We start from the raw sequence: 26,814 nt of genomic DNA on the forward strand, positions 1-26,814 counted from the left end.
GGTCAGTTCGAATACCTCGAACGAGCCGAGGCCCGCCTCAAGCTGGTCGTGCCGGTGACGCTCGCGATCATCTTCCTGCTGCTCTACCTGAATTTCCGCAGGTTGACCGAGACCTTCATCGTCATGCTCTCGCTGCCCTTCGCGCTGGTCGGCGGTGTCTGGCTGCTCTGGTGGCTCGGCTTCAATATGTCGGTCGCCGTGGCGGTTGGCTTCATCGCTCTGGCAGGCGTCGCCGCCGAGACTGGGGTGATCATGCTGATCTACCTCGATCACGCGCTCGGCGAGGTGCGGGCACGCTGCGAAGCGAAGGGGCGAGCGTTCACACGCGCGGACCTGCATGAGGCGATCATGCTCGGTGCCGTCGAACGCGTGCGGCCGAAGATCATGACCGTGGTCGCGATCATGGCGGGACTGCTGCCGATCCTCTGGAACACCGGCACCGGCTCGGAGGTGATGCAGCGGATCGCCGTGCCGATGATCGGCGGAATGGTCTCCTCGACCGTGCTGACGCTGCTGGTGATCCCGGCGATCTACGGACTGATCAAGGGCTGGCGGCTGCCGTCGACCGTGGCGCCTGAGAAGGCAGCATCGGAAGCCGCCTCAGCGCCCCTTGTTGCCGCTGTCGAATGATGGAGGGACCGGGCATGCACGACATGATGGGTGAAATGGGCTGGGGCATGGGTCTCGCGGGCCTGCTCGGAATCGCGGTTCTGCTGCTCGTGATCGCCGCGCTCGTAAAATACGTCTTCTTCCGGTGAGGGTGCTGGACGCCCAACTGGAGAAGGACCTAACCAAGGCAAAGGAGACAATCGTGCCGATCGAGCTTTCCCTATCCCGCCGCGCGCTGTTGATCGGCGCCGCACAGGCGGTTTCAGCGTTCGCGCTGCGGCGCCCTGTTTCGGCCGCCGAGACGCCTCCGAAGATGGTCGTGACCCGGGATCCCAATTGCGGCTGTTGCCGCGGCTGGGTCACGCATATGCGGAAAGCAGGCTTTCCGGTTGAGATGGTTGAGGTTGCCGACGTCACGCCGCTTAAGACCCGGCTGGGTGTGCCCGATAGTCTGATGTCCTGCCACACCGCCGAAATCGGTGGCTATGTCGTCGAAGGCCACGTTCCGGCCGAGGCGATCAAGCGGCTTCTGATCGAGCGCCCGAAGGTGACGGGCCTCGCGGTTGCAGGGATGCCGGTCGGTTCACCCGGAATGCAGGTGCCCGGGCAGGCGCCCGAGGATTATGACGTCGTCATCTTTTCCGCCAGCAGGCAGCATGTCTTCGCGCGCTATCGGGGGCTGCAACAGATCTGATGGCAATGGCGTCCATCCTCGCCGGATTGAAGCCGGTCATTCGGGAACTCGCGGCGGGCGAGACTCTATTCGCGAGCGGGGATGCGACGCGGGGCTTCTTCCTGGTCCGCAGAGGGCAGATTCGCCTTGCGCGCTTCAGCGCCAGTGGGCGCGAGACCCTCCTCTTCGTCGCCGGACCGGGAGAGCGTTTCGCCGAGGCCTCGCTGTTCGTCGAGACATATCATTGCGATGCGCGGGCCGTGGCGGAGAGCTCGGTCGCCTGCTTTCCCAAGTCAGCGGCGCTCGCCCTGTTGGAGGGCGATGCGATCGCACGGTTGGAGCTAACGGCGGACCTTGCTCGGCAGGTGATGGAACTCCGGTCCGCCTTGACCCTGCGCGATGTTCGCTCGGCGCGAGAGCGGGTGCTCGGCTACCTCGTGGCGCGAACCGGCGTCGACGGCCGCACCATTGCCATCGGCGGGCCGCTGAAGGACATCGCGGCGATGATCGGTCTGGCGCCTGAGGTTCTGTACCGGACGCTCGCGCAGTTGGAATCCGAACGGATCATACGGAGAGGAAACGGCATTATCGAGCTGACATGATTTCAATCATGTTGCGGCGCTTCCGACACCCTTATCGGAATGATCGAGGAGACCGTTCCATGATCATAGCAATCACGTTCAGCCTGCTCATCCTGGCGATCTCCGGATGGGTCGCTCCCGTCTCGGCTCAATCCGTGAGTCCTTACGCTGGCCAGGAGGCGCGCGAGATCAAGGCTCTCTCACGAAAGGAGATCGATGACCTGTCTTTGGGGCGCGGCATGGGTTTGGCCAAGCCCGCGGAACTCAACCGATATCCCGGTCCACTTCACGCGTTCGAACTGGCGTCCGAACTCCAGCTTTCGGCCGAACAGCGCAGCGGCTTGAAGGAATCCGAGGCGCGCATGAGAGCGGGCGCGATGGCGTTGGGTGCCGAAATCCTGGACTTGGAGCACAAGCTCGACGTGGCCTTCGCACGGCGCACGATCGAGCCATTGCGCCTGCGTGAACTGACGGTCCAAATCGGCACCAGGCAGGGCTCATTGCGGGCGGTACATTTGCAGGCCCATATCGAGACGGCTGGCCTGCTCACCTCGGATCAGATCGCGCGATATGATGTTCTGCGTGGCTACCGCAATCCATCGCCGGCGGCGCCGAGCGGCCACCATCTGAAGCAGCACCGTTGAAGTCGTTGTCCGCGACGGCATCGCCCCTTTGCCGCAGTGGGCGCAGAACCGGCTATCATCCACCGTTGGCGCACGATACGCGTGTCTGTTCCATGTAGAGTACGCCATCCCTGACGGAGATCGCGAAAGCTCGACGAAGGCCGCTGTCGAACGTGACTACGATCGAATTGTCGGCGACCACATAGCTGCCAGTGGTCTGCCATAGCCCGTCATACGCGAAGTGTCCGTCGGCTCCGAACGCGAACCTCGCGCCTCCCGGCGTAGTGCATAGCTTGCCGTGAACCGCTTGCGTGATCTCTTGGGCGCCCAATCGCAATCCCGAGGGATGAGCTTGAGCGATCTCAGTGGAAGCGGCGAGGAAGGGCAGCAGTCCCGCCGCTGCGAAAAGGACACCCTGGAGACCCATTCTCGCCTCCTTGGATCAAGGAACCGTGCCTCGTACATTATACCACAAGATTGGATTTCTGAGGGACCGCGGCATGGAAACTTTCGTCCACCGGACGCCGGAGCCAGGGTAGTCGAGATCGACGAGAACGCCCCATGAATGGACGCTTCAGTTCAGGCGAGCGCCCGGACAGGCCATGTGCACGGGTCCGGGCGCCGAAAGCTGAGTCCAGATGCGGGGACGCGCCGGCCGAGGCTAGCCGATCCCTTCATAGGCAAGCTGGGCCATCATGCCCGTCGCCATGTGGTAGAGGTGGTGACAATGCAACGGCCAGCGGCCGGGATTGTCGGCATCGAACGTGATCGTCACGGCTGCGTCCGGCGGTACGAGGACCGTATCGCGCACGGCTCCCGGGAGCGATACCCCGTCGATGGCGGTGACCTGGAAATGATGACCGTGCAGGTGCATCGGATGCGACATCATCGATGCGTTTCGCATCGTGACCTCGATCCTCTCGCCCTTCCGGATCCGGAGATCGTCCGCGCCGCCGATCCCCCACGTGTAGTCCTGCATCCGGCCGGTGAGGGTCAGCGCGAAGCGGCGATCGGGAGCCCGGACGGGAAGCGAATGTAGGGCCCGCAGCTTCCGCTCGAGTCCGAGTTCGACGATCGGACCGGCGTGCTCGGCGCTTCCGGCGACGCGTTGCACCGAGGCTCCCTGCGTGGCGAGGATCACCCCGGTGCGCTCGCTGGCCCCTTCACGCAGCGCGAGAACGGGATAGGCGCCCGGACCTTCGGGCAAGGACAGCCGGATGTCGAGCCGCTGGCCCATGCTGAGCGGGAAGGCCGTGCCGACGATCGGCTCGACGTCCCTGCCATCCACCGCAAAGAGCGTGCCGGGAACCGATCCAGTCTCGATGGTGAAGGCCGTCGCGGTGGCGCCGTTGATGATGCGTAGGCGGACGCGGCCGCCACGCTCCACCCGGATCACGTCGGGATCATCGAGAGTGCGATCATTGGCGAGATAGGCATCGTAGTCGATGTCGTTGAGGTCGCTGGCCGTCGCTTGGCTTGTCGTCGCAGGCTGGTGCGTGTTGCCCCCGTGGCCCATCGCGGAATGGTCCATCGGCGCGGCGTGACCTCCGCCGCCCTTCAGCTTCGCGAGCAATTCCTCGGCGGGCTTGAAGGAGAAGTCGTGCAGCAGGACGACCACCTCCTGCTCGTCGCGCGCGAGATCGGCGGCCGTCCTGACGATGAGGGGGGCCGCCAGCAGGTTCTGTTCCTGAAGCGTATGAGCGTGCATCCAATGTGTGCCGCCAGCGCCTACGGGGAAGGTGTAGCGGGCGACATCGCCCGGCTTGAGCAGTGGCTTCGGATTGTCCGGCACGCCGTCCTGGTGCCAAGGAGGGGTCAGGCCATGCCAGTGGATCATCGTGGCCTCGCCGATTTCGTTGGCAAGGCGGACGTCGAAGTTCGATCCCGCTTCCAGGATGAGCCCATGGCGGCCATCGGGTTGCAGAAGGCCGAACACGCGGGCGCTCCTCCCGTGGACTTCGATGGTCCGGCTGACGACCCGGAGGTCGATCGGTGATGGGCTGCTCGCTCCCTGGGCGAGACTGGCGGCGGGGCGCATCAAGGCGTTCGCGCCGAGCGCCGCGGCCCCGGTCATTGCGGCAGTGAGGAATCTGCGACGGTTCATGATGAATGTCCTGTTTCGGCCTGCGACGGCAGGGTCGTTGATCAGGTGTGTTGGCAGACATGCGTTGAGCTGGACGACCTGGATGTCAGACGGACCGCTCTGATCGGTATCGAGGAGGGCCATGGGGTGGACGGGCCACGAGGCCACCGGGTTGCTCCTCCTGTCGGCGATACGCGACCGCCTCGACGGTGGTGCTTGAGGATCTCGGGGCTGCTGCAATGGCAATGCCGCAGGCGTTGCACGCCGCCGCGCAGCATGGACCTGACGGCGTTCCGGCCTCCGGGTTGCCGTGCCCATGTTGGTGTTGGCTCGCTGTGGTCTTCGATGCGTCGACCTGGGAGAACCCAGCCGTCGGCTCCTCCAGGCAACGGACGGGATGGGCGCTGATCGTCGGTACCGCGATCAGCACGAACGCGAGCGCCGCGATCAGCGCTCTTCTCTGTCCGGCAATGGTCTTCGCCAAAGTCCGCATCCGCTCAACGGTGGATCCTCGGACCCAAAGCTAGCGCAATGCCCGACGTCGCGAATTAACCTCGATCAAGGATTCGGAGTGCCCAGGAGGCCCGCCCATTCGAAATGCGGCAAGGTGACGAATGCCGCGTAACCCGACGCAGCCGCGACGATCGTGGCGCCGATGTATGGCAACCAGAAGCGGACAGGTCCGGTTGCGATCGCGACCGAGATGCGCCCGACAGCATTGCTCGCTAGCGCTAGCAGGACAGCGTGGCCGACGGCCTCGGGCGATGCCGACTGCCCGAGAAGCCGCAAGGCGCTGAGCACGGCGACGTCCACGTCGAAGAGCCCCGAGATCGCGGAGGTCGCGATCATTCCGCGGCTGCTTCCGATCGACAGCACGGCGCTGATCGTCGAGACGACGCCGAAGAGCACGGCGAAGGCCAGGAGCGGTCCGAGCTCGAAGGGATTTCGGGGCGGTTCCGTACCGTCTCCGTCCACCCGTCCCCGCGACAGAAAGAGGGCGCCGGATGCCCCGAAGCCGACAATCGCGGCAAGCATCGCGGTGCCGGAAACGCCGAGCAGCGATGGCGCGACGATGGTTACGATCCCCGCCACGCGCAGCACGGAAACGCCCGCGGCGAGCGCAGCCGCTCCGGCGAGCGGCCAGGGACTTCCTCCCGCTGCCGCCGTTCGCGCCAGCGCGACGGTGACGGCGGTCGAGGAGACGATCGCGCCTGCCAGGCCGCCTACCAGGACGCCGCGAGCGGTACCGAGGGCCCGGACGGCGATATAGCCGAGATAGGAAATCGCGGCCGTCAGCACCGTGAACAGCCACACTTGCCGGGGGTTGAAGCCTCCCCATGGATCGATCGTACGCGCAGGCAGGAGGGGCAGGACGATCGCGGTCATCACGGCGAGCACGAGTGCCGAGCGCAGTTCGATCCAGGAAATCCTCCTGAGCAGCCCGTGCAGGAGATCGCGACTGGCAAGAACGGCCGCGAGCGCGGCTCCGCCCGCCGCCGCGACGCGTTGATCGCCCGTGACCGCGAGGGCGCCGAGCGCGAACACGCCGAGAGCGGCGATGACACCGGTCACGCTGAAGCTCTCGTCGTGCATGGATTCGCGCGCCTGGTACCACGCAAAGACGGCGGTGAAGGCCAGGAACGTGGCGATGAGGACCGAGGGCGTGTTCAGGCTGAGGCTGAGGGCCGCGGCGACGCCGCCCAGCAGTCCAGAGATCCCATAGGTGCGTATACCCGCCGTCCGGCCGCCATCGGGCGTGTCGCGTTCTCGCCACCCACGCTCCAGTCCGACGAGCAAGCCGATGGCCAGAGCAAGGCCGAGCTGCGGGATCAACGAGTCCATTGTGCGTCCGCTCCGGAGCCGATCTCCGACGCCCGGTTCCTGGCGACGGCACGCCTCATCAGCCCTTGATCATCCTGCGCAAGACGTCGTCCCGGCGATAGAGGTGATGCCAGAGCGCAGCGACGATGTGGATGAGGACCAATGCCAGGAGCAACCAGCTCAGGTATCTATGGAGAGGCGCGACCCGGAAGGTGAGATACATCGCGATCGTTCCGGTCACCGGCAGCGCGATCAAGAGGCCGTACAGCGCTATGTGTGTGACTGAAGCTACCCGAGCTTCCAATCGCGAGGTGCCATCGGTAGGAAGGGGCTTGCCGCGGACGAGCCGTATCGCAAGCTGTAGCAGCGCCATCAGCAGGATCAGCCATCCGCTCCAGGCGTGAACCTGATGCAGGAACAAGTCGATGGGAGCAGGCTTGAGGAAGCCGTGCGCCAGGTGCGTGCGCTGGATCGCCCAGGCCGTCGGCACCTGGATGATGCAAAGGAGCGGCACGATCCAATGCATGGCTCGTTGGTAGACGTTGAACGCCTGCGTCCCGGGACAAGCCAGCGTGGAAGGCCATAGCTCGAGCCTCACGGCTCGACCTTGACGATGTCTCCGGCACGCGAGGCGTAGTCGAGCGCGTAGGATAATTCCGAAGCCGTTTCGGCGTGGACATGCAGGAGGGGCTGACCCCTGTCGATCGTCGCGCCCAGCCGGACCTCCATATGGACGCCCGCGGCCTTGGCCTCCGGCGCTCCCGCCAGCTTGGCAAGCCTGGCGACCTTGCGGTTGTCGATATGAACCACGCGACCAGCGCTTGGGGCGACGAGCGCGTGGACGCTCGAGGCCTTTGGCGGTGCGCGCAACCCGCCCTGCGCCCGGCAGATTGCCTCGAACTTCGTCCAGGCCTTGCCGCTGCTCAACGTTTCAAGGGCCATCACGGTGCCGCGTCCTTGTTCGGCCTTGCCACCGATCTCAAGGGCCGCGCCCGCGAGCAGGGCGGCACGGTGGCGCAGATCGTCGGGGGCAGCGGGTGCGTTCTGAAGCACGGCGAGGACATCGAATGCCTCGAGGGCCGGGCCGATGCCGCGCCCCACGGGCTGTGCCCCGTCGGTCTGGATACATGTCGCGCTGAGACCAAAACGTGCCGCGACCGCGCGCATGCGATCTGCGAGCTGATCGGCAGCTTCACCACTGCGGACCTTGGCGGTAGGCCCGACGGGGATGTCGATGACGACATGGGTTGAGCCGGCGGCGATCTTCTTCGAGAGGACCGATGCGATGAGCTGACCCTCGGTGTCCACGTCGAGCTCACGCTCGACGCGCACGAAGATGTCGTCCGCGGGGCTCAGATGCACGGCTCCGCCCCATGCCACGCATCCGCCCTCGGCCTCGACCACTCGCCGCAGCGTCGCCATGTCGAGATCGACCGGCGCGAGCGTCTCCATGGTATCGGCCGTTCCCGCCGGAGAGGTGATGGCGCGGGAGGAGGTCTTGGGCATGACCAGGCCGTTCGCGGCAACGATCGCGACGACGATCGGGGTCGTTCGGTTGCCGGGAAGGCCGCCGACGCAGTGCTTGTCGACCACGATCGGCGCATCCCATCGCAGATGGCCGCCGACCTTGACCATCGCATCCGTCAGCTCGGCCGTCTCGTCCTCGTTCAGTGGCAAGGCGGCACTGGCCGTCAGGAAGGCTGCCAGATGGACGTCGGTGTAGCGTCCGGCCACAACGTCCCCGACGATATCGGAGAACGCCTGCGCGTCGAGCCGATTGCCGTAGATGCGACGGCGCACGCTTGCCAGTGAGGAGATGGCGGGCGGATGGCTTACGCTGATCGCCTCACCCTCCGTGACGCCGAGGAGGTCCCAGGCCGTCTCGGAAAGCCCGGCCTCATCTGGCGCGAGGAGCGAATCCCCCTCGACCTGGAACAGCGTCGCCTGGACATGCCGCTCACCATAGGAAAGCAAGACCTGGGACCGAGCGGCCAATCCCTCGGAGCGACAGACGTGGCAGTCGGTCCGCATGACGACAACCGCCTGGTGCTGCGAGTGCAGGTGTAGCCGCTTGACGCGCAATGTCGGCTGGATGATGGGGGGATCGCTGGGCATCGTCATAGGTCGAAGGACTGGTTCATGCGGGGGACGGTGGCGTTCCAGCCGAGCTCGCGGTCGATCCGTACGCGCAGGGCCTCCGAGGCGTCATCTTCGCCGTGAACGATGAAGGCGCGGCTGGGCGCGCGCCGAAAGCCGGACAACCAGCGCATCAGTTCGTTCGCGTCAGCGTGGGCCGAAAGCATCGACAACTCGGCGACTTCCGCCTGGACGGGAATCCACTCGCCATGGATCTTGGTCTCGCGTGCGCCTTGCAGCATGGCGCGGCCTCGGGTGCCCGCAGACTGGAAGCCGGAGAACAGGATCGTATTCTTCGAGTCGGGGGCAAATGCCTTGAGATGGTGGAGGACGCGTCCGCCGGTCGCCATTCCACTCGCCGAGATCACCACCTTGGGATAGGGGCTGGCCGTGATCGCCTTGGAACCCTCTACGTCCCGTGTATAGGTCGCGACCCCACAGATTGCGGCGCACATCTCGGCAGGGAGCCGATGGTCCGCGCGATGGTTGTGCAGCAGATTGGTTGCATCGATCGCCATGGGACTGTCCAGGTAGACCGGGATGTTGGCAAGCTGCCCGTTCGTCTTGAGCTTCCACAAATGGTAGAGCAGCGATTGCGCGCGCCCGACCGCGAAGGCCGGGATCACTAGCGTGCCGCCCCGCTCGACCGTTCTCTTGACGATGGCGCCGAGCGCCTCGGTGGGATCAGCCGGGTCGTGGAGGCGGTTACCGTAGGTCGATTCCACGAGAACATAGTCCGCATCGGGCACGACCTCTGGATCGGGAAGTACCGGGTCGTCGTAGCGCCCGATGTCGCCGGAGAAGGCGATGCGGCGTCCGCCCCATTCGATATCGGCGGTGGCGGCACCCAGGATGTGCCCGGCGTGCCGGAACCTCAGCGTGGCCCCGCCAGGGAGCCGAACGACGTCGCCGAACGGAATCGATGTGAAGCATTCGAGAGCGCGCTCGGCATCATGACTTCCGTAGAGCGGCAGGGCTGGCTTGTGCTTCGAGAAGCCCTTCCTGTTGGCGTATTCGGCGTCCTTCTCGTTGAGATGGGCAGCGTCCATCAGGATCAACTGGGCGATGTCGCTTGTGGCCGCAGTTGCGAAAATCTTGCCGCGAAAGCCCTCCCGAACCAGCCGCGGTAGATAGCCGGAATGATCGAGGTGGGCGTGCGTCAGCACCACCGCATCGATGCTCGACGGGTCGATGGGCAGCGGTTCCCAGTTCAGATCGCGCAGGTTCTTGAGACCCTGGAACAGGCCGCAATCGATCAGGATGCGGGTGTCGTTGTGGGCAAGAAGATGCTTGGAGCCGGTAACCGTACCGGCGCCGCCGAGGGAGGTGAGCGTGAGCATGAGCGTGACGGCCCTTCAGGTCGTTGAGATTAGGAGGTGGGCCGGGTCGCCGCGTCCATTAATGGCGTCGCGCTCGTCGGGAGTGAGCAAGTCGTCTCGGGACCAACCAGCGAGCGGCGCCGCCGCATCCACCAGATGCGCCCACGAACAACGATTGGCGAAGAGCATCCCGGGCACGTCGAACGTGCCGCCGCGGCTGATATAGCCGAGCGCCGTGGTCCGCCGTGGTCCGCCGTCCAGCCGCCGCAACAGGCCAAGCATGGGTTCAGGCCTCGTATGGGTCACGATCACGCGCGGCAGATCCGGCGGGAACAACGCCGCGACTGCATCGTCGCCTGCCGTAAAGGCCGCCTCGATAGGATCGCGCGGTTGACGAAAGCGTCCGGGTTCGCAGATTCCTGTGACTAGGACTCGATGACCGTGCCGTCCAAGTCGGCTGGCGGCCTTCAGCGCCTCTTCCAACTGATAGGCGCCGATCGCGACGATCTGTAGGTCGGCTGCGTCCGGCACGCCCTCGAAATGGGCCGCGCCGTCCTCCACGAACCGGGTGGCCGTCTCGGCTTCGAGCCGATGCGGCATGTCGCGCTTGGAGACGATCAGGCAGGCCACCTGTCCGCGGCCGCCATAGACCGAGCGCAAGGCGGCCATGGCGGTGTTGGCGTCGACCGGGAACAGGACGCGTGCGGTGTCCGACATCTCGCCGAGTAGTGCCTCGCCGATCGTGGGATCCTGATGCGACTGCTCGTTCTTGGAATTCTCCCAGGTGTGGGAGGTGACGACGAGCGGCACGGATATCCAGCCTGGCTGCCGTCCGATCTCGCGCTGTCGCCGGGCGAAGACGATTTCCTGTCGCAGGCCGCCGAGCATCTTCATGGCGAAGGCCTCGTAACTGACGATCAGGTTGAGGCCGCCTTTGTTGGCAAGCGCCGCGCCCGCCACCGCTTCCTCGTTTAGGGCGGTGATGACCGCTCCGTCCACGGCCTCCGAGGTCCCGGGTTCGCAGACGTTCACGCGATGGCGCAGGCGATCGAGCGTAGCGCCCATGTGATTGGATCGCAGTTCGTCGGGGTTTCCGACGCGCGACCTCAGTTCCGGGTTGTGGTCGACCAGGCGCACGAACCACCGGTCGAGCGCATGCATAGCGCAATCTGCCGGGCTGCCGGCCCTCGTCCAATCGGGCTCAGGAAGTCGAGGGGAGGGCGGGTGCCGGAACGCCAGCGGGTGCCGACTCTCGGGCGGGCGGTTCTGTTTCCCGTGAACCGCCAGCGCGCCGATGGCACGATCGAGCTCGTCCGACGGCACGAAGAGGGACCGCGCGGCATCGTTGAACGCTTGGCGCGCGACCTCGTCGTTCGACGGGTTGCCGCCGAGCGGCAGGTTATGCGCGGCGTTGGTGCCCGCTCCAGGGAACCCGAAGCCCTTGACCGTCTCGGCGATGACGTAGGGGATCGGCGCGGGATAGCGGCGGTCCGGGCGGGCCGCGAAGCGTTCGAGCCGCTCCTCCGCCGTGAGGATCGCCCAGGCAAAGGCTGCTGGATCCCGCCCGTCGATCGAGAAAGGGTCGAACCCATTATGGCGCAGATGGGAGGCGAGCCAGTCTGAGCCACCCTGCTGTGCGATTTGGGCTCGCTCCTCGATCCTGCGACCGTTGAGGATCATCACCGGGACCGCGATGCCGGAATCCTCGGCGCGCCACCAGCGCGGCGTCCAATCGGAACCTCGTTGTTCCTCGAAGGCGCCGTCGCTCAGGAACGCGACCAGCCGCTCGCCGGGGAGCGGCATGTGAACGTATTGGACCTCGGCAAAGCCGAGGTACCCTCCCTCCGAGATCGCACCGGCCGTGTTGGGGCCGGCGTGGCTTCCGAGGGGAACCGAGGCGTGTCCGCTTGCGTCGATCGCATAGGAATAGAAGTCGGCGGCAAGCCTCGAAAGCCCGGCTTCGCTACGATCGTAGCGGCCCTTTTGGACGGCGGACACGTCTCCGGTAAGGGCGTTGATCGCCTCGATGGAGGCGACGCAATGCCCCTGTCCCATGAGCCAGGAGCGCGTCGTCGCGGTGATCGCGTTGGCGACGAGATAGCCGACGAATGCGGGAACCATGTTGAGCGAGCCGCCGGTATGTCCCTCCGGTGTGGCCTTGAAGGCCTCCGGCGGCAAAGGCGCGCCGGAGAGGTCCATCCTTCGGGCATAGGTCATGTGGACGACGGCCCACATGGCGGCCGACGCGAGGCGGTCCGCTGCCGCGAGCAAGCGGTAATACGCATCCACTTCGGTCGTTCTGCCGGCCGCGATCAGCCGCGCCCCCAGGGCCCGGACGCGATCCCTGGTTTCGGACGAGTGCTCGATGACGCCGTAGCCATTGGCCCAACGCAGAAATTCGGGAGATGGGTCGTGGTTCACTCGCTGGACCTTTCTGCGCGGATTGCTCTCAGGAGAGAAGAGCGCCTGCTGCTGCGCTGGCGGATACCTGGACCGAAGCCGCATAGAGGAGCGCTCTCAGAATGATCGTGGCAGCCACGCCCGCCAGAACCAGCCAGCACAGCCAGTACAACGCCCTCATCCACGGAGCCTCGGGCCGCCCCAGGTCCCGCTCGATTGCGTGCTTGTCGTACATTCCCCAGGCATGGACGAGCGCTCCCGCCAGCAGTAAGGGACCCGTAAGGTCGGCAACGTAGCGGGCGACCAGCAATCCGAGGCCGCCGCCGAACAGAGCGGCGCCTAAAGTAGAGGCCAATTCGGATCGCTTGAGCCTCGCGCTCGTCACCGCATTCGGCCTGCCCGGGACCTCGATTTGCGTGGGAGGTTTCATCGGCCGGACGTCCAGGATGGCGGGTCACTGGCCGGAAAGGAGTCATATCCGGCTTGCTCAACCTCGTCGCGCGGCTCGGGCGGCCTGCGCCGCCGCACGAGTTGTTCCGCTGTATTTTCCGCGACCGACAACTCGCCTGCGATCAGCGAGGCAAGACCGATGGCATTGCTCTCGTGCTCGACTGCGTCCGCGGAGACGATCCTTTCGGATAGAGCACGCAGGCGGGCGTAGGAGTTCTCGGCGAAGATGGGATGGACGACCGCAATGACGGGCTTGGGAAATCCTTGCGGCGGGAGCTTGCGCGCCGCCTCGATCAGGGTGTGGCCGGACGAGGCGATATCGTCGACGAGGACGGGTTGACGCCCCTGCCATGCGGACAGGTCGGGCACATCGACATCGACGCTGCGATCCCCATGCCTCACCTTGCGAAGAACCGTCCAGGGAGCGCGTGCTCGCTCGGCAATCGCCGAGACCCATTGCTCGCTTTCCTCGTCCGGGCCGATGACGAGGGGCGAGCGGACTTCCTCCGCGATCCAGTCGGCGAGAAGCGGGGCCGCGTGCAGCGTATTCGTGGGAATGGCGTAGAGGGAGGAAAGCGCCGGATAGCGATGCAGGTGCGGGTCGACGGTTACCAGCCTGTCGAAGCTCGACGAGATGAGCCGCGCAAAGCTTCTCGAGGTCACGGCCTCTCCGGCCCGGAAGCGGCGATCCTGCCGCATGTAGGAGAGGTAAGGCGCGATCAACGACACCGTCCGTGCTCCGAGCGAGCGGGCCGCATCGGCAGCGAAGACCAGGCGCAGGAAGCCCTCGTCCGGCCTGGCCAGCGTGCAGACGAGATAGACCGACTTGCCCACAACGTCCGACAACAGGCGCACATAGCTCTCGCCATCGGGAAAACGTCGTACTTCGAGCACGCCGAGCTCCCATCCGCCAGCGTTTGCCAGCCGTTGCGCGAAGGTCTCGTTTCCGGGCAGGGGAAGGATCAGCCGCATCGCGGATTCCTGTGAGGCCGTGGAGGTCATGCCTGGCGCCTGTAGAAGCGCAGGAACTGTGCGTTGATCGCGACGATCACAGTACTGGCGGACATGAATACGGCGGCCACGGCCGGGGTCATCAGGAAGCCCGTGCCGAAGGAGATTCCGGCGGCCATCGGGATAGCGATGGTGTTGTAGCCGGTCGCCCAGATCAGGTTCTGAACCATCTTGCGATAGGTCGCGCGCGACAGGCCAAGGATCGCCGCGACGTCACGCGGGTCGCTTCTGACGAGCACTACGTCGGCCGATTCCACGGCGACGTCGGTGCCTGCGCCGATAGCGACTCCCAGATCGGCCTGGACGAGGGCTGGCGCGTCGTTGACGCCGTCGCCGACCATGGCGACGGAGAGCCCGCGCGCCTGAAGCTCCTTAATCTTCTCGGACTTCTGGTCGGGGAGTACCTCGGCGAAGAACTCGGCGATGCCGAGTTCCTTGGAGACGGTCTCTGCAACACCTTTGGCATCGCCCGTCAGCATCACAGACCTGATGCCGAGGCGAGTGAGTTCGGCGATCGCCTCCCTCGATTCCGACCTGACAATATCAGCGAGCGCGAACAGGGCCGTGGGCTCCCCTCCGCGGACGAGGACGACGACGGTCTTGCCCTCGGTCTCGAGCCGCTTAAGCTCCGGATGCCTAACGGGCTTGCCCTGCCGGGCGAGATTGCCAGGACTGACGATGCGCACTTCCTGATTTGCGACCTTGGCGACGAGGCCTTCGCCGGTAATGTTGCTGACCTCGGTTGCCTTGGGCAGCGCGATGTTTCGTGCCTTTGCCTCGGCGACGATGCCATGGGCTATGGGGTGCTCGGACTGGCTTTCGGCCGCGGCCGCGAAGGCCAGCTCCTCCTCGACCTTGCCTTTTCCGAGCAGCACGATGTCGCTGACGCCGAAGCGGCCTTCAGTCAGCGTGCCCGTCTTGTCGAAGACGGCGGCATCGAGATTGCGCGCCCGCTCGAAGGCGGCGCGATCCCGGATCAGCAGGCCATTGCTGGCGCTGAGCGAGGTGCTGACCGCAACGACGAGCGGGACCGCTAGGCCGAGCGCATGCGGGCACGCTACGACCATCACCGTGACCATCCGCTCCAGCGCGAATTCGAGGGGAGCGGACAGAACTAGCCACCAGACGAAGAGCGTTCCAAAGCCGACAATGAGGGCGATGTATGTTAGCCAAGCGGCCGCCCGGTTGGCGATGTCTTGCGTACGCGAGCGCGTCGCCTGGGCCTTCTTCACGAGGTCGATGACCTGGGCGAGGTAGGTCGAGTCGCCCGTCGCGGTCACCTCGATCGTCACGGCGTTGGCGCCGTTGATGGCGCCGCCGATCGCCGTCGCGCCGACCGTCTTGGTGACGGGCCTGGATTCGCCCGTGAGCATGGCCTCGTTGAAGCCCGACGAACCTTCCAGGATCTTGCCATCAACGGGGACCTTGGCACCCGGCCGGACGATCACACGGTCGCCTGGCTTGAGCGCCGAGATCGGGACTTCGCGCGTGCTGCCGTCGGCTTCGATCCTGGTTGCGCTGTCGGGCAGCAGCCGTACCAGCTCCTCGAGGGCGCGCGAGGCGCCCATGACGGAGCGCATCTCCACCCAGTGCCCGAGCAGCATGATCAGAATGAGCGTCACGAGCTCCCAGTAGAAGGCCTCCCCGGGAAAGCCGAAGGTGACGGCGGCGGAGAAGAAATAGGCCGCCGAGATCGCCAGCGCGATCAGGGTCATCATTCCGGGCTGACCCTTGCGCAGCTCGGATACGAAGCCCGTCAGGAACGGCCAGCCGCCGTAGAGATAGGCGGCCGTGGACAGTGCAAAGAGAACATAGCCGTCACCCGGGAAGGCGAGGGCGCTGGCAATGCCGAGCCAGTGCTGGATCATCGGCGACAGCAGCAGAACCGGCGGTGTCAGGATTAGCGTTACCCAGAAGCGTCGGCGAAAATCGGCGACCATGGCGCCATGGTCGTGTCCGCCATGCCCAGCATGCTCGGCATGGCTCGATCCGGCGGCCATGACGACCTTCGGGTTGTCGTGACGGTCGTGGCCCGAGTGCCCGCTCGCCTGGTGTCCCTCATGGCCGGGATGCCCATGATGGCCATGGTCAGAATGGGGCGAACTCATAGTCTGTTCCTTGGCACGGCCGCGGAGGATATCGCGGGACAGCACATCGGCGGCGAGCATTTCGGTGGCCGCGAGGGTCGTCATTTCGCGACCGGGAATCTTTGATCGAGATTAAGGTCCAGTGCCGGGCGGGCTTTCTCGCACTGTCGCTGCCGCCGCAGGGATTGGTGAGGAGCAACCGCCGGCGTCGGGTGGTCCTCCTTCCGTCATGCTGCGATGGGAAGCGTTGCGGATGCACGATATCGTTTTCTCGCAACCTTGCTCCCTTTGTACGTGGAGGTCGCGGGGCGCCTACCTGCGCTTGGACCGCAAATCCGGGGCCACCGACCACAATGCAACTCTCCGAACCCGTCCTGTGCGGAGACGCTCCTCGAAAGCGGTCCCTCTACCGCTCGAGCGGAGTCCGCAGTTCGTTGTGTCCGCCGACCGAGTATCGGTTGGCGTTCCGTTGCTCACTTAGACTTGGATACAGACAGCTCGAAATTCTTAGGCAGCGGCGGAATTCCGAGGTTCGATAACGGGACCGGAGGGCCGCTCGCCTAGCTCTTCACGCTCGACTTCCGCGCGATCAGCGATCTTTTCCGTTGCACCTGCGATCCGCTTAATCGGCGTGATCACATCGGGGATATCGATCAGTGCAAGAAGCAAACCTGCGATCCAGAATATGTGCATGTGGGTGAACATGGCCAGCAGACCCAACACGCAAGTGACTTCTAACTGCACTTTATTGTGCGCGAGGCGATCGGGCAGCGCATGCAGTCGAAGATAGAGGATGCCAACCGCGAGGACGAAAAGAAGCAGAAACATGCCCATTGCAATCATGAGCCAGTCTGTCTCGCCGGGGGCCGTAATGAATGCCGGCAAGTGCGTGGAGGCTGCGGCTGGATGAACGGATTGGCCCACAAGCTCTCCTGTGCTGGAACCGATCAGCCCCCTAGGCAGATTCAGTGTGAATGCTAACGCATGCACGGTGATGCCGCCAGCGCTGACGAACGGCTGCATCCCGTGAAATCCGCGTCGGGCAACTCCGGGTGCGGCGGCGTGCCGGGCTATCAAGGTCGAAGCATTGCTCGCCGTTAGACCCTCAGATCAAACCACGCCGGGAACTCGATTTGGCTAGCGGCTCGTCGTTTCGGTCGGATGGGACGAAAGTCGCGGAAAGTAGCCGGGCACGTCCTGCATGTATCGCGCATAGGCCTCGCCGTGCTCGGCTAGTGCTTCCTGCTCCTCGTGCCGCGCGAGCCGCCAGTACATGAAGGCCAGGACGGGGAACATCGCGACCGTCAGCAGCGTCGGCCATTGCAGCAGGAAGCCGAACATCACGAGGACGAAGCCGACGTATTGCGGATGCCTGATCCGGGCGTAGATGCCAGTGGTGGCGAGCGTGCCGCGTCGCTGAGCCTCGTAGAGCACCCTCCAACCGGCCGCGATCAGCATGAAGCCGCCGCCGATGAACAGGAAGCTCAGCAGGTGAAAGGGGCCGAAATGCGGGTTCGCTCGCCAGCCGAAGAGTTCCTCAAGAAGATGTCCTGCGTCGTGGGAGAGCCAGTTGACGTCCGGATATCTGGACTGCAACCAACCGGATAGGAGGTAGATCGTCAGCGGGAAGCCGTACATTTCCGTAAAGAGGGCCAGGATGAAGGCGCTGAAGGCCCCGAATGAGCGCCAGTCGCGCGGCGATTTCGGCTTGAAGAAGCTGAACGCAAAAAAGATGAAGACTACGGAGTTCAGAAGAACAAGGGACCAAAGCCCGTAGGCGGGAACGTTGTCGTGCATGGGAGCGCTCCGGGAGCCTGATCAGTGTTCGTGCGGAGGCTGCCGCCAACCTGAGGACGGCTGGATTGATTGGTTGCCGTGGCCTCCATGTCTTCCATGCATGAACACATGAAGCAGCGGGCACGCGAGGAATATTAGCAACGGGAGCCAGCCGAGGAGATGGGCGCGGTGCTCCGCAATCAGATAGAAGGCAGCGACTGCAAGAAACCCGACGAGAGCGATCTTGAACGACGTGGATCGGCGCTTCTGATCCTGGGCGTTGGGGTGGTCTGCACTGTGTTCCATGAGGTCGCGTCCGCGCTGGAGACCATCGAGGGTAGGAGCTGCCTCTGCGGATCATCGTAGGGTCCCGGATCTGGCGGGCCACGGGAGCCTTCGACGTGCGGTGGCGTGATCCTGGCTCAACAGATGAGGCGAACCGGGACGCAAATCCTTGATCTCGGTTAAGCTGATGCGGCGAAGTGACTCAGCTTTCTGGAAGCCCGGACATGGCGTGCTCGGGCGGGATGTTCGAGTCGATCCTGCGCCCGGCGAAGCCTCAAGCCTTCGGCAGGACGTCAAATTCGCGTGCCAGCAGGGTCACAGGCCGTGAACAGGAGCCGAGCCGGATATCCACCCCGAACGCTGAAAGGCGGTTGCGATCGGCTTCATCGATGAAGCCGCATATGAGCTTGGTGATGCCGGTTGCGAGCACGAGGTCACAGGTGGCTTCGCCGGTTCGTTCGCAGTTCGCGCGGAACTCATGTTTCTGCGCTTCGTCAGGGTCGATCAGTAGCACCCCATCGCATTTGGCGAAGAACGGACTGAGCATCGCCTTGCGTCGCCCCCGCGCGACGAGCACTGCTATCCGGTGCCTTCGATCAATTCGGGGCAGGGCTATTGGTGCCATCCTTGGCCCGCGGGAGAAATCTTCTACACCGCAAGAGATCAGCACAGCCTTCTGCGCGACACCTTAATTTCGATCAATCGCGCATCCGGGCAGCGATTTCGACGTGGCCACGTGCAAGCAGCGCTTTTGACCTCGATCAAAGCAAACGGCATCCTGCCGTAGTGGAATGGATCGCATCGCGTATCTGGATCACTCGCCCCCCGGATCCGCGGCTGATGTTCGGCGCAAACGAACTTTCGACGGCTGTGGTGCGGATGTTCAGGTTCATTGCATTGGTTGTCGTCTGCATGGTCTCCCTACTGTGGCTGGGGGAAGCATCGTGGGCGCACGAGAACCGTGCGGCGCGAGAGCAGGTCAGTCCGGCGATGCATTCGACCGTCATCATGACGTCCGCGGGCGAAGATGGTTGTCTGCCCCGGCACGCTTGCTGCCAGACAGTCTGCGCGCAATGTCAGGTATCTCAGCATCCATATCGCTGTGACATCATTCGAGCGTCGCTTACGTCTGCGGTAATCGTGGTTTCTCTCGAAGATCACGTACACTCGGTTATTGTCGGTCGCGATCCGCCCGTCCCCAAAGGCCGCCTCCTTTAGGCCGCTGCGCTCGCATTCGGTGCGCCACCTGCCGACACAGGTCGGCCAGCGCACAATCGTGAGCCTTGTCGTGCCGACCGAGGGTGTCCGACGCGCTGAGCCGAGGAGCTCGGGATTTCATCCGGAGTGCTGATGGGCTGCCGAGGCAGCCACCGCAACGGGCCAGGTGCGCCCGGGAGGTGCAATATGAATTTGGATCGAGCGTCTTTTCCTGAGGAGATCGCCCGGTCGTTCCCTCGCCACGATTGGGAGAATATCGGGCGCGAGCGGAATGGACCGACCTTTTGCGAGTTGCCGTTGCGTGAACTTGATCGTAGCGCAGGTGCAGCGGTTAACGACTTGACCAAATGTCCCCGCCATAACTCGACGGGCGTCGATGGCGCATCGTGGTCCGCAGCCGCCGCACCTTCGTTAACAGAGGGGTATCGGTTGTTGCCGCGCCACCGGTCGGGCGATCGAAAGATCGAAGCAGGCCGCGACCTCTTCAGCGTTGGGTCGACGGGCAACGCCATCTTCAATCTGATCGATGGCTGGGTGGCCCTCTATACCCAGCTTGAGGATGGCAGGCGCCAGATCGTCCAGTTCGCGCTACCCGGTGCCATACTGGGGGTCCTGCCATCAAATCGGTCGCAGGCAACGTTTGGGGCGTTAGCGCTAACCAGCGTCGTGGTGTCCGTGATCCCTAACTCAATGCTAGCGACACTGTCCCGCGATGAGCCGGAGCTGACCATGCGTCTGGCGCGCTCGCTGGCCCGCGATTGCAGCCTGGCGTTTGATCACCTGACGAGCATCGGGCGCCGGTCCGCGCGAGAGCGGGTCGCCCACCTCATATTGGAGCTGTTTACCCGCTACCGTGCTCAATGGCCGGGCAATCGCATCGAGGAAATGCCGCTCCCGCTCACGCAGGAGCAGATCGGTGACGCGACGGGGTTGACGTCAGTCCACGTCAATCGGGTCCTCAGCACGCTGCGGAAGGAACGCATCGTCGAGTTCCACTATCGGCGGCTTCGGATCCTTGATCCCGATAGGCTGATTGAGGTGGCGGGAGTCGAACCGGAAATGGCCACGGCCTGGCTCGAGCAAGGGCTGTAGCCAATGAATGATCATTGACCGCCATCTTGCGAACGCCGATGTCGATACTGCCGCGGGCGGGCGTTTCAAAAGCGCAACCGCGTTTCTGCCCGCTCGGCAGCGCGCTGGCGGTTCTGTTCGTCTCTTCCGCCCGGGCGAGCGGCGCGTCGTCGTTGCCCAGGCACGGACGCAAGGGCGGGACGGTCATCACCCTGAGGTCGAGCGAAATCGCTGAATACATGCTGACGATGATGGCGAGCTCCAAGGTTAACGTTTCATGGGCTGCGGAGGGTAGCGTCGTGAATTAGGATATGCGTGGACGTGACGATCACACCGAAAACCAACGACGCCTATGCCTAGATCAAACGCATGATCTAAACGGGTGCGTGCTCAGTCGGTCACTTTCTGATCCGGTTGAGTACGGCCCTGATACCTTGGGCAGCCACCATTGCGCTACCGCTTATGATTAAAATTGCGGATATTCCCAAATTCAGCTTGTTTTGCACGAATCACTCTGGATTGGTCGCGCATGCGATGAAACCAGATATTGAAATGCCTCGCAAGTTTTCGGTACCTATCCTCCCAGTATTTTGCTTCAAGTTTGGCTTTATCCAGTTCTGATTGCTCGATATTCTCACCTGGTTCTGGTTCTAGTTTTTCCCATTTTTCATTTATCTTTTCAATCCTGCGTTGGATTGTAGGTTTAGTAGTGTCTTTGTGTTTGGGGCCATAGAGGAATTTTTCGCCTACGCCCGCTCGGGTTTGAACATGTTTCAGGTCGAGTGGTTCAGCGAGGCGGCGGATGTCGCGCTCGACGTCCTCAAGAACGGCGTAGATTGCGTTGAGCTTGTCGTTTGTCCGCGCTTGAGCCGATTGTCTCAGGCCATCGTTCAGTTTGCGATTGTTGGACATGCATCAATCCCCAAAATCATCCGCTTCAGCGTGGTCGGCATCCCAGGAAAATCATCCAGTCGGACGGCCAATTCTGGCCAAGCACGAATCTGATCACGGCACTGCGCTCCCCAATATGTTTGCTGAAGCAACGACCAAGACGTCCACTTCTGAGCGATCCTCCGCGTCATGAAGAAGACGACCTCGCGTCGATGAGCTTCCTGCACTTGCCAGGTGCAAGCGGCTGAGCATCGAGCGGGATCTGCCAGGCGATCTCCTGATGTTGTCGCGCAGGCGCCTCTGGCATTCGCGGGCTTCATGCAGAGGACGCCTGGCATAACAGGGATAGGCAACATGTTCTGTCGGAGCATCTCTTCAACGAACTCATCGATCGTTTTGCCTACGTCAATTTCGGTAATGTCGGTGGCAAAGAGTTCGCTGAAACGCCGCTCCATTTCCTTTCCGTGTCTTCCTCCGAGCCCAGGCCCGCCAAAAACAGAGAGACTTTCAAGCAAGGTTTTTCCCGTTTTTCTTACTTCATCGAGTGTTAAGTCGCGTATTTCTTCTCGTATGAATGGGGACGCCAGAATGTATCGGGCGGTCATTGAGAGGCTTGCGTGACCGAATAGTTCCTTTAGGTGAATTGATGCGTTAGTAAAAACGCGAACGGCAAGGGCTGCGACAGTTTTTCGCCACCTGTGCCCTGTCAATTCGATGTCCAAATTGTGAAGCTCGCAGAATCTTCTGAGGACGGTTTTGTTCCAGCGCTTCGTGATATATGGTCTCGACTCTCCAGGTGGCGTGAATAAATACTCTCCCGGAATCCCTAGCGCATGACGAACTTCCTCTAAGGCGGCTGAAATAGCAATGAGCTTTGGATGAGCTTTTACTGCTCTCTGGCGCCCTTGTAGACTGAGCACCGTCTTATACGTTGTAAAATTCAGCAGCAATTTCCTCGTGTCGAATATCGCCTCCGATTGATCTGTGCTTATGAATCCGGTCTTTATTGAAAGTAGTTCTGATACTCTCAATCCTGCGTGAAACGAGATAAAATTGCTGCACGAGGAGTAAACAAGCCCGCACAGATTATGCAAAAGTTGTCTTCCGCCGAGCATTTTTGAAAGCTTTAAGCCGCATGGTAAGTTAGATCTTGCCCAAATCAGTACCTCATGCCTTCGAGATTCAGGGTCTCTCCGGAGGTAATCGATCCATTTGGCGATGTCGTGAACGTGGTCCACGTAGAATTCGGATACTCGGATAATCTCCGAGACATTCAAGTCACTAATGGGTTGCCATCCGCGAGGACCTGACAAGTCGGGAAAGGTCTCGGTGGGTGGCGAAATCTCAAAATCTAGGTCGAGAAGACCCTCACTAATAAGACCATGGCGGCAAGCGCATAGAAGGTCTGTGAAGGTGGTCGCGAGGTTGTCAAAGGCGTTTGCAGATGGCTCGATCATTGCCAGCGTCTCCGCCAGCACTGCCGGATTCACTTCCCTTAAAGACCGGCATCCGCATCGTTTGAAGGCAACGAATAAACGGCGCAGCGGTTGCAGTAGGCTATAGACGCCTGTTGGTCGCAGGTGGCGTACGCGCGTACGCTCGGAAGTCAATATCCCGCGACGGTATGTAAGGGCAATGAGCGCCTCCTTGAGCTGCCGAATCAAAATGGCGTCGGTGACTGGGGATAAAGAAAGTCGAGTCCCATCCGGAAAGGTGCCATGCCCCAGGAAATCTAAGAAAAGACAATTGCGGTTGTTTTCAGAAGCCCACGTCGTGGGGTACTCCCAAGTGTCATCCCTAAATTGAGATAGAGGAGTTGTATGAAGTTCATCTTGGTATGGTGGTTTAGATGGCATAGAATTTCGGGCATGCACCACCCACATTCGAGAATCTTCGAACTCAGTAAACCACGGGGTCGTTTCATTCATCAGATGGATCCAAAAAAAAGATCGGGCTCTCTTTCCATTTCTGACTTTGCTGCCTCAAGAGCTTTGTTAACGGTTGCGGTAGGCCATCGAGTAAGAAGTTCTCGACAACGATTTATGCGGCTCTCCAACGAGCTGCCTTCGGTTGACTGAAGGCTTAATCTTTCATGCAGTCGTTCTGCATTTATCAATTCGCGACAGACGTATTCGACGCTGTCTGCGAACCAACGTGCGTGAGGGCACCCGTCAATGCAGTCTTGCAATTGGCAAACTCCCGCAGCATCTCTGGCGAAATTTTGGGGCGGATTCTCTGGGTCGGCGCACCGATTGCCCCATCGTGCTCGATTTTCCTGATTTGTCAGGTTGTCAATCTGATGCGAGGTGAGGCCCTGTTGCTTCAGGATCGCCCGCACCCTGTCGGTGTTAAAGTCGCCTGATTGGATCAAGCTGAGCGAGGCATCGAATACCCGGACGGCGTCGTCCCAAACCCTCTCTTGTGTCAGTCTTCGACGAACATAGAGGGCGGTCGTTTCTCGATCTGTGTGATTTGCGACAATCTGTGCAACAAATAAATTCTGCCCGGATGTTTCATAACTGAAGAGTATTGTTGCATCGCGTAGATCCCTCACGCCCGCGCCTGAGCCGCATCGTTGCAAAAATGCCTGAATTCCTCGGTGTTGACCGTTTCTAATTTCCCAGTATAAGGAAGTTATTCCTCTCTCGTTTTTATATATAAAAATGTCGTCCTTGATCTGCGATAGCTTATTCAATTCATCTTCATCGGATTTATCAAGCTTACCTTTCTGAAGAATGGCGTTCAATTTTCTATGTATTTCCTTTCGTAATGCGAGCGTTAAATAGTCCAAATATTTGAGTAGGCGATATGGATGCGACCAAGGTCGTTTTGATGACGGGACTTTGACAACAGCGCTGGATTGGAGGCGGTTGCTGCGGCCACGCGTCTTGTATGAGACAACGTAGACATGGTCCTCCCCGGTTCGTCCGCTCAACCGAAATGGAAACGGCTCGACCCAGGCGCGGGTGCGCAATGCTGCGACAGTGGATAGATTCCAACCGGTACGAAGCATAAGAAGTACGATGAACGGAGCCATGTCATCCGCCCACGGGAAGAACCACCGTAGGTGGCCCATCCAACCCACCATTCTCTGGATTGTCCCGTCGGGTGCGACGTATTCTGCTGCTGGCCGTCCCTCAAGACCGCGGAGCAATGTGTTTCGGCCGAGATTGCGGCGTAGGTCTTCGAAAGAATGGATCTCTCTCTTCAGCAGGCGCTTTATGACCCACGCTCGGTTTTCCACTTGTTGCCAATCGCCATGTCGTCCGCCTGCGTTGCGGTGGGGGTCGTGGCCAGATCCTGCAAGACGATGTGCCTCTTGGGTCCGGCGCTTGACGATTCCGATCTCGAATTTCGCTTGATTGACGATCTTTCTCGCCTCCGCCTTTGACAAGGTGTCGCCAGGCGTGGGGAGATCGTTGTCGTGAAAGGGGTTACTCGGAATCAGGCTAGGGGAGGCGCCTACAGCGCGCAAAACTCGTATGAAGAATCGCATCGCGGTTGCAAGCGAGCTTTGCGGCTGCCCCGGGAGAACCAACCATGCGGCGAAAGTGTTGCAGAAATGATCATCGATTTCTGCTGCCGTCTTGGGTGGAATGGCCTGAAATGTATCGGAGTACCATAGAATATATCGCTCGATATGCCTCAGCTTTGCCTTGTATGAATCAACGGTCTCTGGGGATGCATTCATAAAAATATTTCTGATCCCGCGAGAGTTATTCCCAAACAAATGCACGCGATCAAGAATATCGAGTTGAATGCTCGATGTTCTTGACACCCCATGTCCGATGCTGGCAGAAATAACGAGCGGATGCCTCCCCTGTCCTGGGTCGGGCGGCGAGGCAATATTCGCGATATTGGATTGAGATTCCGAGAAATCTCCTTTTCTGTATCTCCTAGACATCAAGCTGAACTTCATCCAGGAATTGGTTCCACGTTTGATGGGCTGACATTCGGATCCAACCTTTGGCGACCTGTTCGAGGTACTTTTTGGTCGATTTGGCTTCCGAATGCCCAAGATCAGATTGTATAGTAAGAAGAATCGTGCTCCCGTGCTCCAATATAAGCTCGGGTGGAATAGAATTCCTGTCGTATCCTCGATCTTGACCTTCTTTAATTATTGCTGCTTCCAAAAAATAGCAGGCATATGCATGCCGCATAACGTGGGGCGTAAGACGTAATGGTGACTTGATCGCGTGATTGGCCGCGTCGAAGGCTTCCCAGATTGCATGGTACGACATTTTTTGCTGAAATCTATTTAGGTAAACGTGCGCGGAATCTTCGTTACTGCGACGCGCTCCGTTGATGTAGGCCCACATGGCTAGGAGGAGCTTGGGCGGAAGATGTGCCAGGCGAACCTTGGGGCCCTTTCCAATAATCCGATAGTTGCACTGGTAACCGTAGTCCAATCTGCTGCCGGGAGTTGATTGGCGATCCCAGCCCGAGCCTGGCTTCAGTTTCCATTCCACCATCTCCAGTGGCGGTATTACGCCGATCATTCGATCGTCACCCAAAGACCATTCGAGTGTTAGCGGTTGATCTGACCAGCTCGGATGTACGTGCCACTTCGACCGATCCATACAGCGTTGGTGAACGCGCCCTGGGATCAGTGTGTTCTCGATGACCTCCGTTGCACGCATGCCGGTTTCGAACATTTGCAGCGCGATCAGCCTGTGCGGCCCGGGTGCCAAAGCCGAAAAGAACGCGTGGAGATGGGGCAAAGTCGGTAAAGGCTGATTGCCTGGCGACTTTCGAAACGCTCGAGCGGCGACTGGGACCGAATTTGTAACCGCCTGTTGCAGCTCCCTGCGATACGAGAGCAGGCAGGCGTCCTTCGAAAGAGTAATCGTTTGAAGAGCGGGCTCGTAATCGAAATTCGTGACAAAGCCGTTGTCCGCCATCCACTTGAAGCAGCCTAAGGCATGGCTGATTTTTGTCCGGACTGTCTCAGGGGCAATGGGCGACGGCGACTTCGTTCTGAAGAAGTTTTCTGACCAGTATCCGCGAATAAGCGCATCCTGGTACATCTCAAGGATGTGCCAGCTTTTTAGTTGATCCCATCTGATGGTGCCCTGCGTTGGATGAGCTCTTTCTGTTTCACCCCAGGTCAACAGGTCCGCGAGATTATAAGCGATCTTGCGACGTGCCTCCCGGTCGAGAGGGCGCAGGCGAACACGCGGAGCGGCGCCGTGAAGAGCGGAGACTTTTCCGCGCGCTCTTTCGAAGATGAAGGCGTTGATGCCATCGGGAAATTCCTCGTCGCCAGTCATGATGAAGGGAACGCCGATGAGGTGCGCGCGTTTTGGTACGCGAGCGACCTCGTTCCCCGGCCAATGGACCGTGGCCATGGTGAAGTCTCCATACTTGCAGATCGGCAAGCTTGCTTCCGGGACGATTGAGGTCCCTGGCTCGCTACCCTGTCACCGGTCGAGCGAGTTCGAGGGAACGCTAACTGAGACTGGTCGCACTGGGCTCGTCGCTAAGGAGTGTGCCGCAAGCGAGTGGCGGTCTGTTGGTCTTGGCGGCTTCGTCACTTGGTTTTCCCCTGGTCGAACAATCTGTGATTGTACATACGTTGGGCAAGGGGTAGCAGAGAATGAGTGACAAGGCAAGCGTTGTGATTTCTAACCAATTGATATTGCAATCGAATCCTTGAATTCAAAAGTCGGTCTTTGCAAATGAATCCTACAACTAATGGGCGAATCCTGGGCGCGCCGGTTGGGATTCAGGGAGGAGCTTTCGGGGACGAATCCCCAGAATGCGGGATTGAATCCCAACTC

General features: G+C 61.5%; 24 protein-coding genes. 6 read left to right on the forward strand and 18 right to left on the reverse strand.

The window, feature by feature from the left end:
- The 4 genes from BGO20_RS17715 to BGO20_RS17730 form a co-directional block, all read left to right on the forward strand.
- Nucleotides 1-630, forward strand: a 630-nt coding sequence (locus BGO20_RS17715; RefSeq protein ID WP_299858477.1) for an efflux RND transporter permease subunit, incomplete at its 5' end; no start/stop codon positions are given.
- A gap of 181 nt (nt 631-811) precedes the next feature.
- Nucleotides 812-1,303, forward strand: coding sequence for a DUF411 domain-containing protein (locus BGO20_RS17720; RefSeq protein ID WP_100959631.1), 492 nt, complete (start codon nt 812-814; stop codon nt 1,301-1,303).
- Between the two features lie 5 nt (nt 1,304-1,308).
- Nucleotides 1,309-1,884: a Crp/Fnr family transcriptional regulator gene (locus tag BGO20_RS17725; protein ID WP_176168532.1), complete on the forward strand. Its 576-nt coding sequence runs from the start codon at nt 1,309-1,311 to the stop codon at nt 1,882-1,884.
- Nucleotides 1,885-1,943: 59 nt separating this feature from the next.
- The gene (locus BGO20_RS17730) at nt 1,944-2,507 is read left to right on the forward strand and encodes a hypothetical protein (protein WP_079590976.1); all 564 of its coding nucleotides are present in this window, start codon (nt 1,944-1,946) and stop codon (nt 2,505-2,507) included.
- A 55-nt stretch (nt 2,508-2,562) separates the two neighbouring features.
- Here the strand turns inward: BGO20_RS17730 and BGO20_RS17735 are convergent, their stop codons facing one another.
- The 14 genes from BGO20_RS17735 to BGO20_RS17800 all read right to left on the reverse strand — a co-directional run bounded on the left by BGO20_RS17735 (nt 2,563) and on the right by BGO20_RS17800 (nt 18,431).
- Nucleotides 2,563-2,913, reverse strand: coding sequence for a hypothetical protein (locus tag BGO20_RS17735; RefSeq protein WP_079590975.1), 351 nt, complete (start codon nt 2,911-2,913; stop codon nt 2,563-2,565).
- 234 nt (nt 2,914-3,147) lie between these two features.
- Nucleotides 3,148-4,590: a multicopper oxidase family protein gene (locus tag BGO20_RS17740; protein ID WP_079591075.1), complete on the reverse strand. Its 1,443-nt coding sequence runs from the start codon at nt 4,588-4,590 to the stop codon at nt 3,148-3,150.
- Nucleotides 4,591-5,127: 537 nt separating this feature from the next.
- A complete protein-coding gene (locus BGO20_RS17745) occupies nt 5,128-6,411 on the reverse strand; it encodes an MgtC/SapB family protein (protein WP_079590974.1) in 1,284 nt (427 codons plus the stop codon).
- A 58-nt stretch (nt 6,412-6,469) separates the two neighbouring features.
- Nucleotides 6,470-6,988 (reverse strand): cytochrome b, encoded by a 519-nt coding sequence (locus tag BGO20_RS17750; RefSeq protein WP_280174368.1) that lies wholly within the window; start codon nt 6,986-6,988, stop codon nt 6,470-6,472.
- A complete protein-coding gene (locus tag BGO20_RS17755) occupies nt 6,985-8,505 on the reverse strand; it encodes a thymidine phosphorylase family protein (RefSeq protein ID WP_139384213.1) in 1,521 nt (506 codons plus the stop codon). The genes BGO20_RS17750 and BGO20_RS17755 overlap by 4 nt, the downstream gene beginning before the upstream one ends.
- A gap of 2 nt (nt 8,506-8,507) precedes the next feature.
- A complete protein-coding gene (locus BGO20_RS17760; protein WP_079590971.1) occupies nt 8,508-9,866 on the reverse strand; it encodes an MBL fold metallo-hydrolase RNA specificity domain-containing protein in 1,359 nt (452 codons plus the stop codon).
- A 15-nt stretch (nt 9,867-9,881) separates the two neighbouring features.
- Nucleotides 9,882-12,266: a phosphoketolase family protein gene (locus tag BGO20_RS17765; RefSeq protein WP_244555439.1), complete on the reverse strand. Its 2,385-nt coding sequence runs from the start codon at nt 12,264-12,266 to the stop codon at nt 9,882-9,884.
- A gap of 28 nt (nt 12,267-12,294) precedes the next feature.
- On the reverse strand, nt 12,295-12,600 hold the full coding sequence (locus tag BGO20_RS17770; RefSeq protein ID WP_291660544.1) for a hypothetical protein: 306 nt from the start codon (nt 12,598-12,600) through the stop codon (nt 12,295-12,297).
- A 71-nt stretch (nt 12,601-12,671) separates the two neighbouring features.
- The gene (locus BGO20_RS17775; protein ID WP_079590968.1) at nt 12,672-13,667 is read right to left on the reverse strand and encodes a ribose-phosphate pyrophosphokinase; all 996 of its coding nucleotides are present in this window, start codon (nt 13,665-13,667) and stop codon (nt 12,672-12,674) included.
- Nucleotides 13,668-13,693: 26 nt separating this feature from the next.
- Entirely contained in the window at nt 13,694-15,898 is a 2,205-nt protein-coding gene (locus BGO20_RS17780) for a heavy metal translocating P-type ATPase (RefSeq protein ID WP_244555438.1), read from the reverse strand.
- Nucleotides 15,899-16,300: 402 nt separating this feature from the next.
- Complete coding sequence (locus BGO20_RS17785) at nt 16,301-16,816, reverse strand: hypothetical protein (RefSeq protein WP_079590967.1); 516 nt, start codon at nt 16,814-16,816, stop codon at nt 16,301-16,303.
- A gap of 114 nt (nt 16,817-16,930) precedes the next feature.
- Nucleotides 16,931-17,590, reverse strand: coding sequence for a methyltransferase family protein (locus tag BGO20_RS17790; RefSeq protein WP_079590966.1), 660 nt, complete (start codon nt 17,588-17,590; stop codon nt 16,931-16,933).
- Between the two features lie 21 nt (nt 17,591-17,611).
- A complete protein-coding gene (locus tag BGO20_RS17795) occupies nt 17,612-17,875 on the reverse strand; it encodes a DUF2933 domain-containing protein (protein ID WP_054211512.1) in 264 nt (87 codons plus the stop codon).
- Between the two features lie 253 nt (nt 17,876-18,128).
- Nucleotides 18,129-18,431 carry a hypothetical protein gene (locus BGO20_RS17800; protein ID WP_079590965.1) on the reverse strand — a complete coding sequence of 101 codons (303 nt, stop codon included), beginning with the start codon at nt 18,429-18,431 and terminating at the stop codon, nt 18,129-18,131.
- An 827-nt stretch (nt 18,432-19,258) separates the two neighbouring features.
- On the opposite strand from BGO20_RS17800, the gene BGO20_RS17805 reads away from it, so the two are divergent.
- Entirely contained in the window at nt 19,259-20,164 is a 906-nt protein-coding gene (locus BGO20_RS17805; RefSeq protein ID WP_244555437.1) for a Crp/Fnr family transcriptional regulator, read from the forward strand.
- Nucleotides 20,165-20,178: 14 nt separating this feature from the next.
- On the forward strand, nt 20,179-20,451 hold the full coding sequence (locus BGO20_RS17810) for a hypothetical protein (RefSeq protein WP_291660548.1): 273 nt from the start codon (nt 20,179-20,181) through the stop codon (nt 20,449-20,451).
- A gap of 145 nt (nt 20,452-20,596) precedes the next feature.
- On the opposite strand, the gene BGO20_RS17815 is transcribed toward BGO20_RS17810, so the two are convergent.
- Genes BGO20_RS17815 through BGO20_RS17830 form a run of 4 tightly spaced genes read right to left on the reverse strand, consistent with a single transcriptional unit; the run spans nt 20,597 to nt 26,382 of the window.
- Nucleotides 20,597-21,055, reverse strand: coding sequence for a hypothetical protein (locus tag BGO20_RS17815; RefSeq protein ID WP_139384211.1), 459 nt, complete (start codon nt 21,053-21,055; stop codon nt 20,597-20,599).
- On the reverse strand, nt 21,034-22,962 hold the full coding sequence (locus BGO20_RS17820; RefSeq protein WP_291660551.1) for a site-specific integrase: 1,929 nt from the start codon (nt 22,960-22,962) through the stop codon (nt 21,034-21,036). Before BGO20_RS17820 ends, BGO20_RS17815 begins: the two co-directional genes overlap by 22 nt.
- Nucleotides 22,962-24,953, reverse strand: a complete 1,992-nt coding sequence (locus BGO20_RS17825) for a hypothetical protein (protein ID WP_139384210.1) — start codon at nt 24,951-24,953, stop codon at nt 22,962-22,964. Before BGO20_RS17825 ends, BGO20_RS17820 begins: the two co-directional genes overlap by 1 nt.
- Nucleotides 24,931-26,382, reverse strand: coding sequence for a site-specific integrase (locus BGO20_RS17830; RefSeq protein ID WP_139384209.1), 1,452 nt, complete (start codon nt 26,380-26,382; stop codon nt 24,931-24,933). The genes BGO20_RS17825 and BGO20_RS17830 overlap by 23 nt, the downstream gene beginning before the upstream one ends.
- Nucleotides 26,383-26,814: the final 432 nt, after the last annotated feature.

The organism is Allobosea sp. 67-29, from assembly GCF_001898115.1.
GTDB lineage: Bacteria > Pseudomonadota > Alphaproteobacteria > Rhizobiales > Beijerinckiaceae > Allobosea.

Coding starts and splice junctions, on each gene's coding strand:
- BGO20_RS17825 (WP_139384210.1), bottom strand. CDS start 24,953: ATGAAGTTCAGCTTGATGTCTAGGAGATACAGAAAAGGAGATTTCTCG.
- BGO20_RS17795 (WP_054211512.1), bottom strand. CDS start 17,875: ATGGAACACAGTGCAGACCACCCCAACGCCCAGGATCAGAAGCGCCGA.
- BGO20_RS17725 (WP_176168532.1), top strand. CDS start 1,309: ATGGCGTCCATCCTCGCCGGATTGAAGCCGGTCATTCGGGAACTCGCG.
- BGO20_RS17745 (WP_079590974.1), bottom strand. CDS start 6,411: ATGGACTCGTTGATCCCGCAGCTCGGCCTTGCTCTGGCCATCGGCTTG.
- BGO20_RS17730 (WP_079590976.1), top strand. CDS start 1,944: ATGATCATAGCAATCACGTTCAGCCTGCTCATCCTGGCGATCTCCGGA.
- BGO20_RS17735 (WP_079590975.1), bottom strand. CDS start 2,913: ATGGGTCTCCAGGGTGTCCTTTTCGCAGCGGCGGGACTGCTGCCCTTC.
- BGO20_RS17775 (WP_079590968.1), bottom strand. CDS start 13,667: ATGCGGCTGATCCTTCCCCTGCCCGGAAACGAGACCTTCGCGCAACGG.
- BGO20_RS17805 (WP_244555437.1), top strand. CDS start 19,259: ATGAATTTGGATCGAGCGTCTTTTCCTGAGGAGATCGCCCGGTCGTTC.
- BGO20_RS17785 (WP_079590967.1), bottom strand. CDS start 16,816: ATGCAGCCGTTCGTCAGCGCTGGCGGCATCACCGTGCATGCGTTAGCA.
- BGO20_RS17815 (WP_139384211.1), bottom strand. CDS start 21,055: ATGTCCAACAATCGCAAACTGAACGATGGCCTGAGACAATCGGCTCAA.
- BGO20_RS17790 (WP_079590966.1), bottom strand. CDS start 17,590: ATGCACGACAACGTTCCCGCCTACGGGCTTTGGTCCCTTGTTCTTCTG.
- BGO20_RS17760 (WP_079590971.1), bottom strand. CDS start 9,866: ATGCTCACGCTCACCTCCCTCGGCGGCGCCGGTACGGTTACCGGCTCC.
- BGO20_RS17740 (WP_079591075.1), bottom strand. CDS start 4,590: ATGAACCGTCGCAGATTCCTCACTGCCGCAATGACCGGGGCCGCGGCG.
- BGO20_RS17830 (WP_139384209.1), bottom strand. CDS start 26,382: ATGGCCACGGTCCATTGGCCGGGGAACGAGGTCGCTCGCGTACCAAAA.
- BGO20_RS17820 (WP_291660551.1), bottom strand. CDS start 22,962: ATGAATGAAACGACCCCGTGGTTTACTGAGTTCGAAGATTCTCGAATG.
- BGO20_RS17755 (WP_139384213.1), bottom strand. CDS start 8,505: ATGCCCAGCGATCCCCCCATCATCCAGCCGACATTGCGCGTCAAGCGG.
- BGO20_RS17780 (WP_244555438.1), bottom strand. CDS start 15,898: ATGACGACCCTCGCGGCCACCGAAATGCTCGCCGCCGATGTGCTGTCC.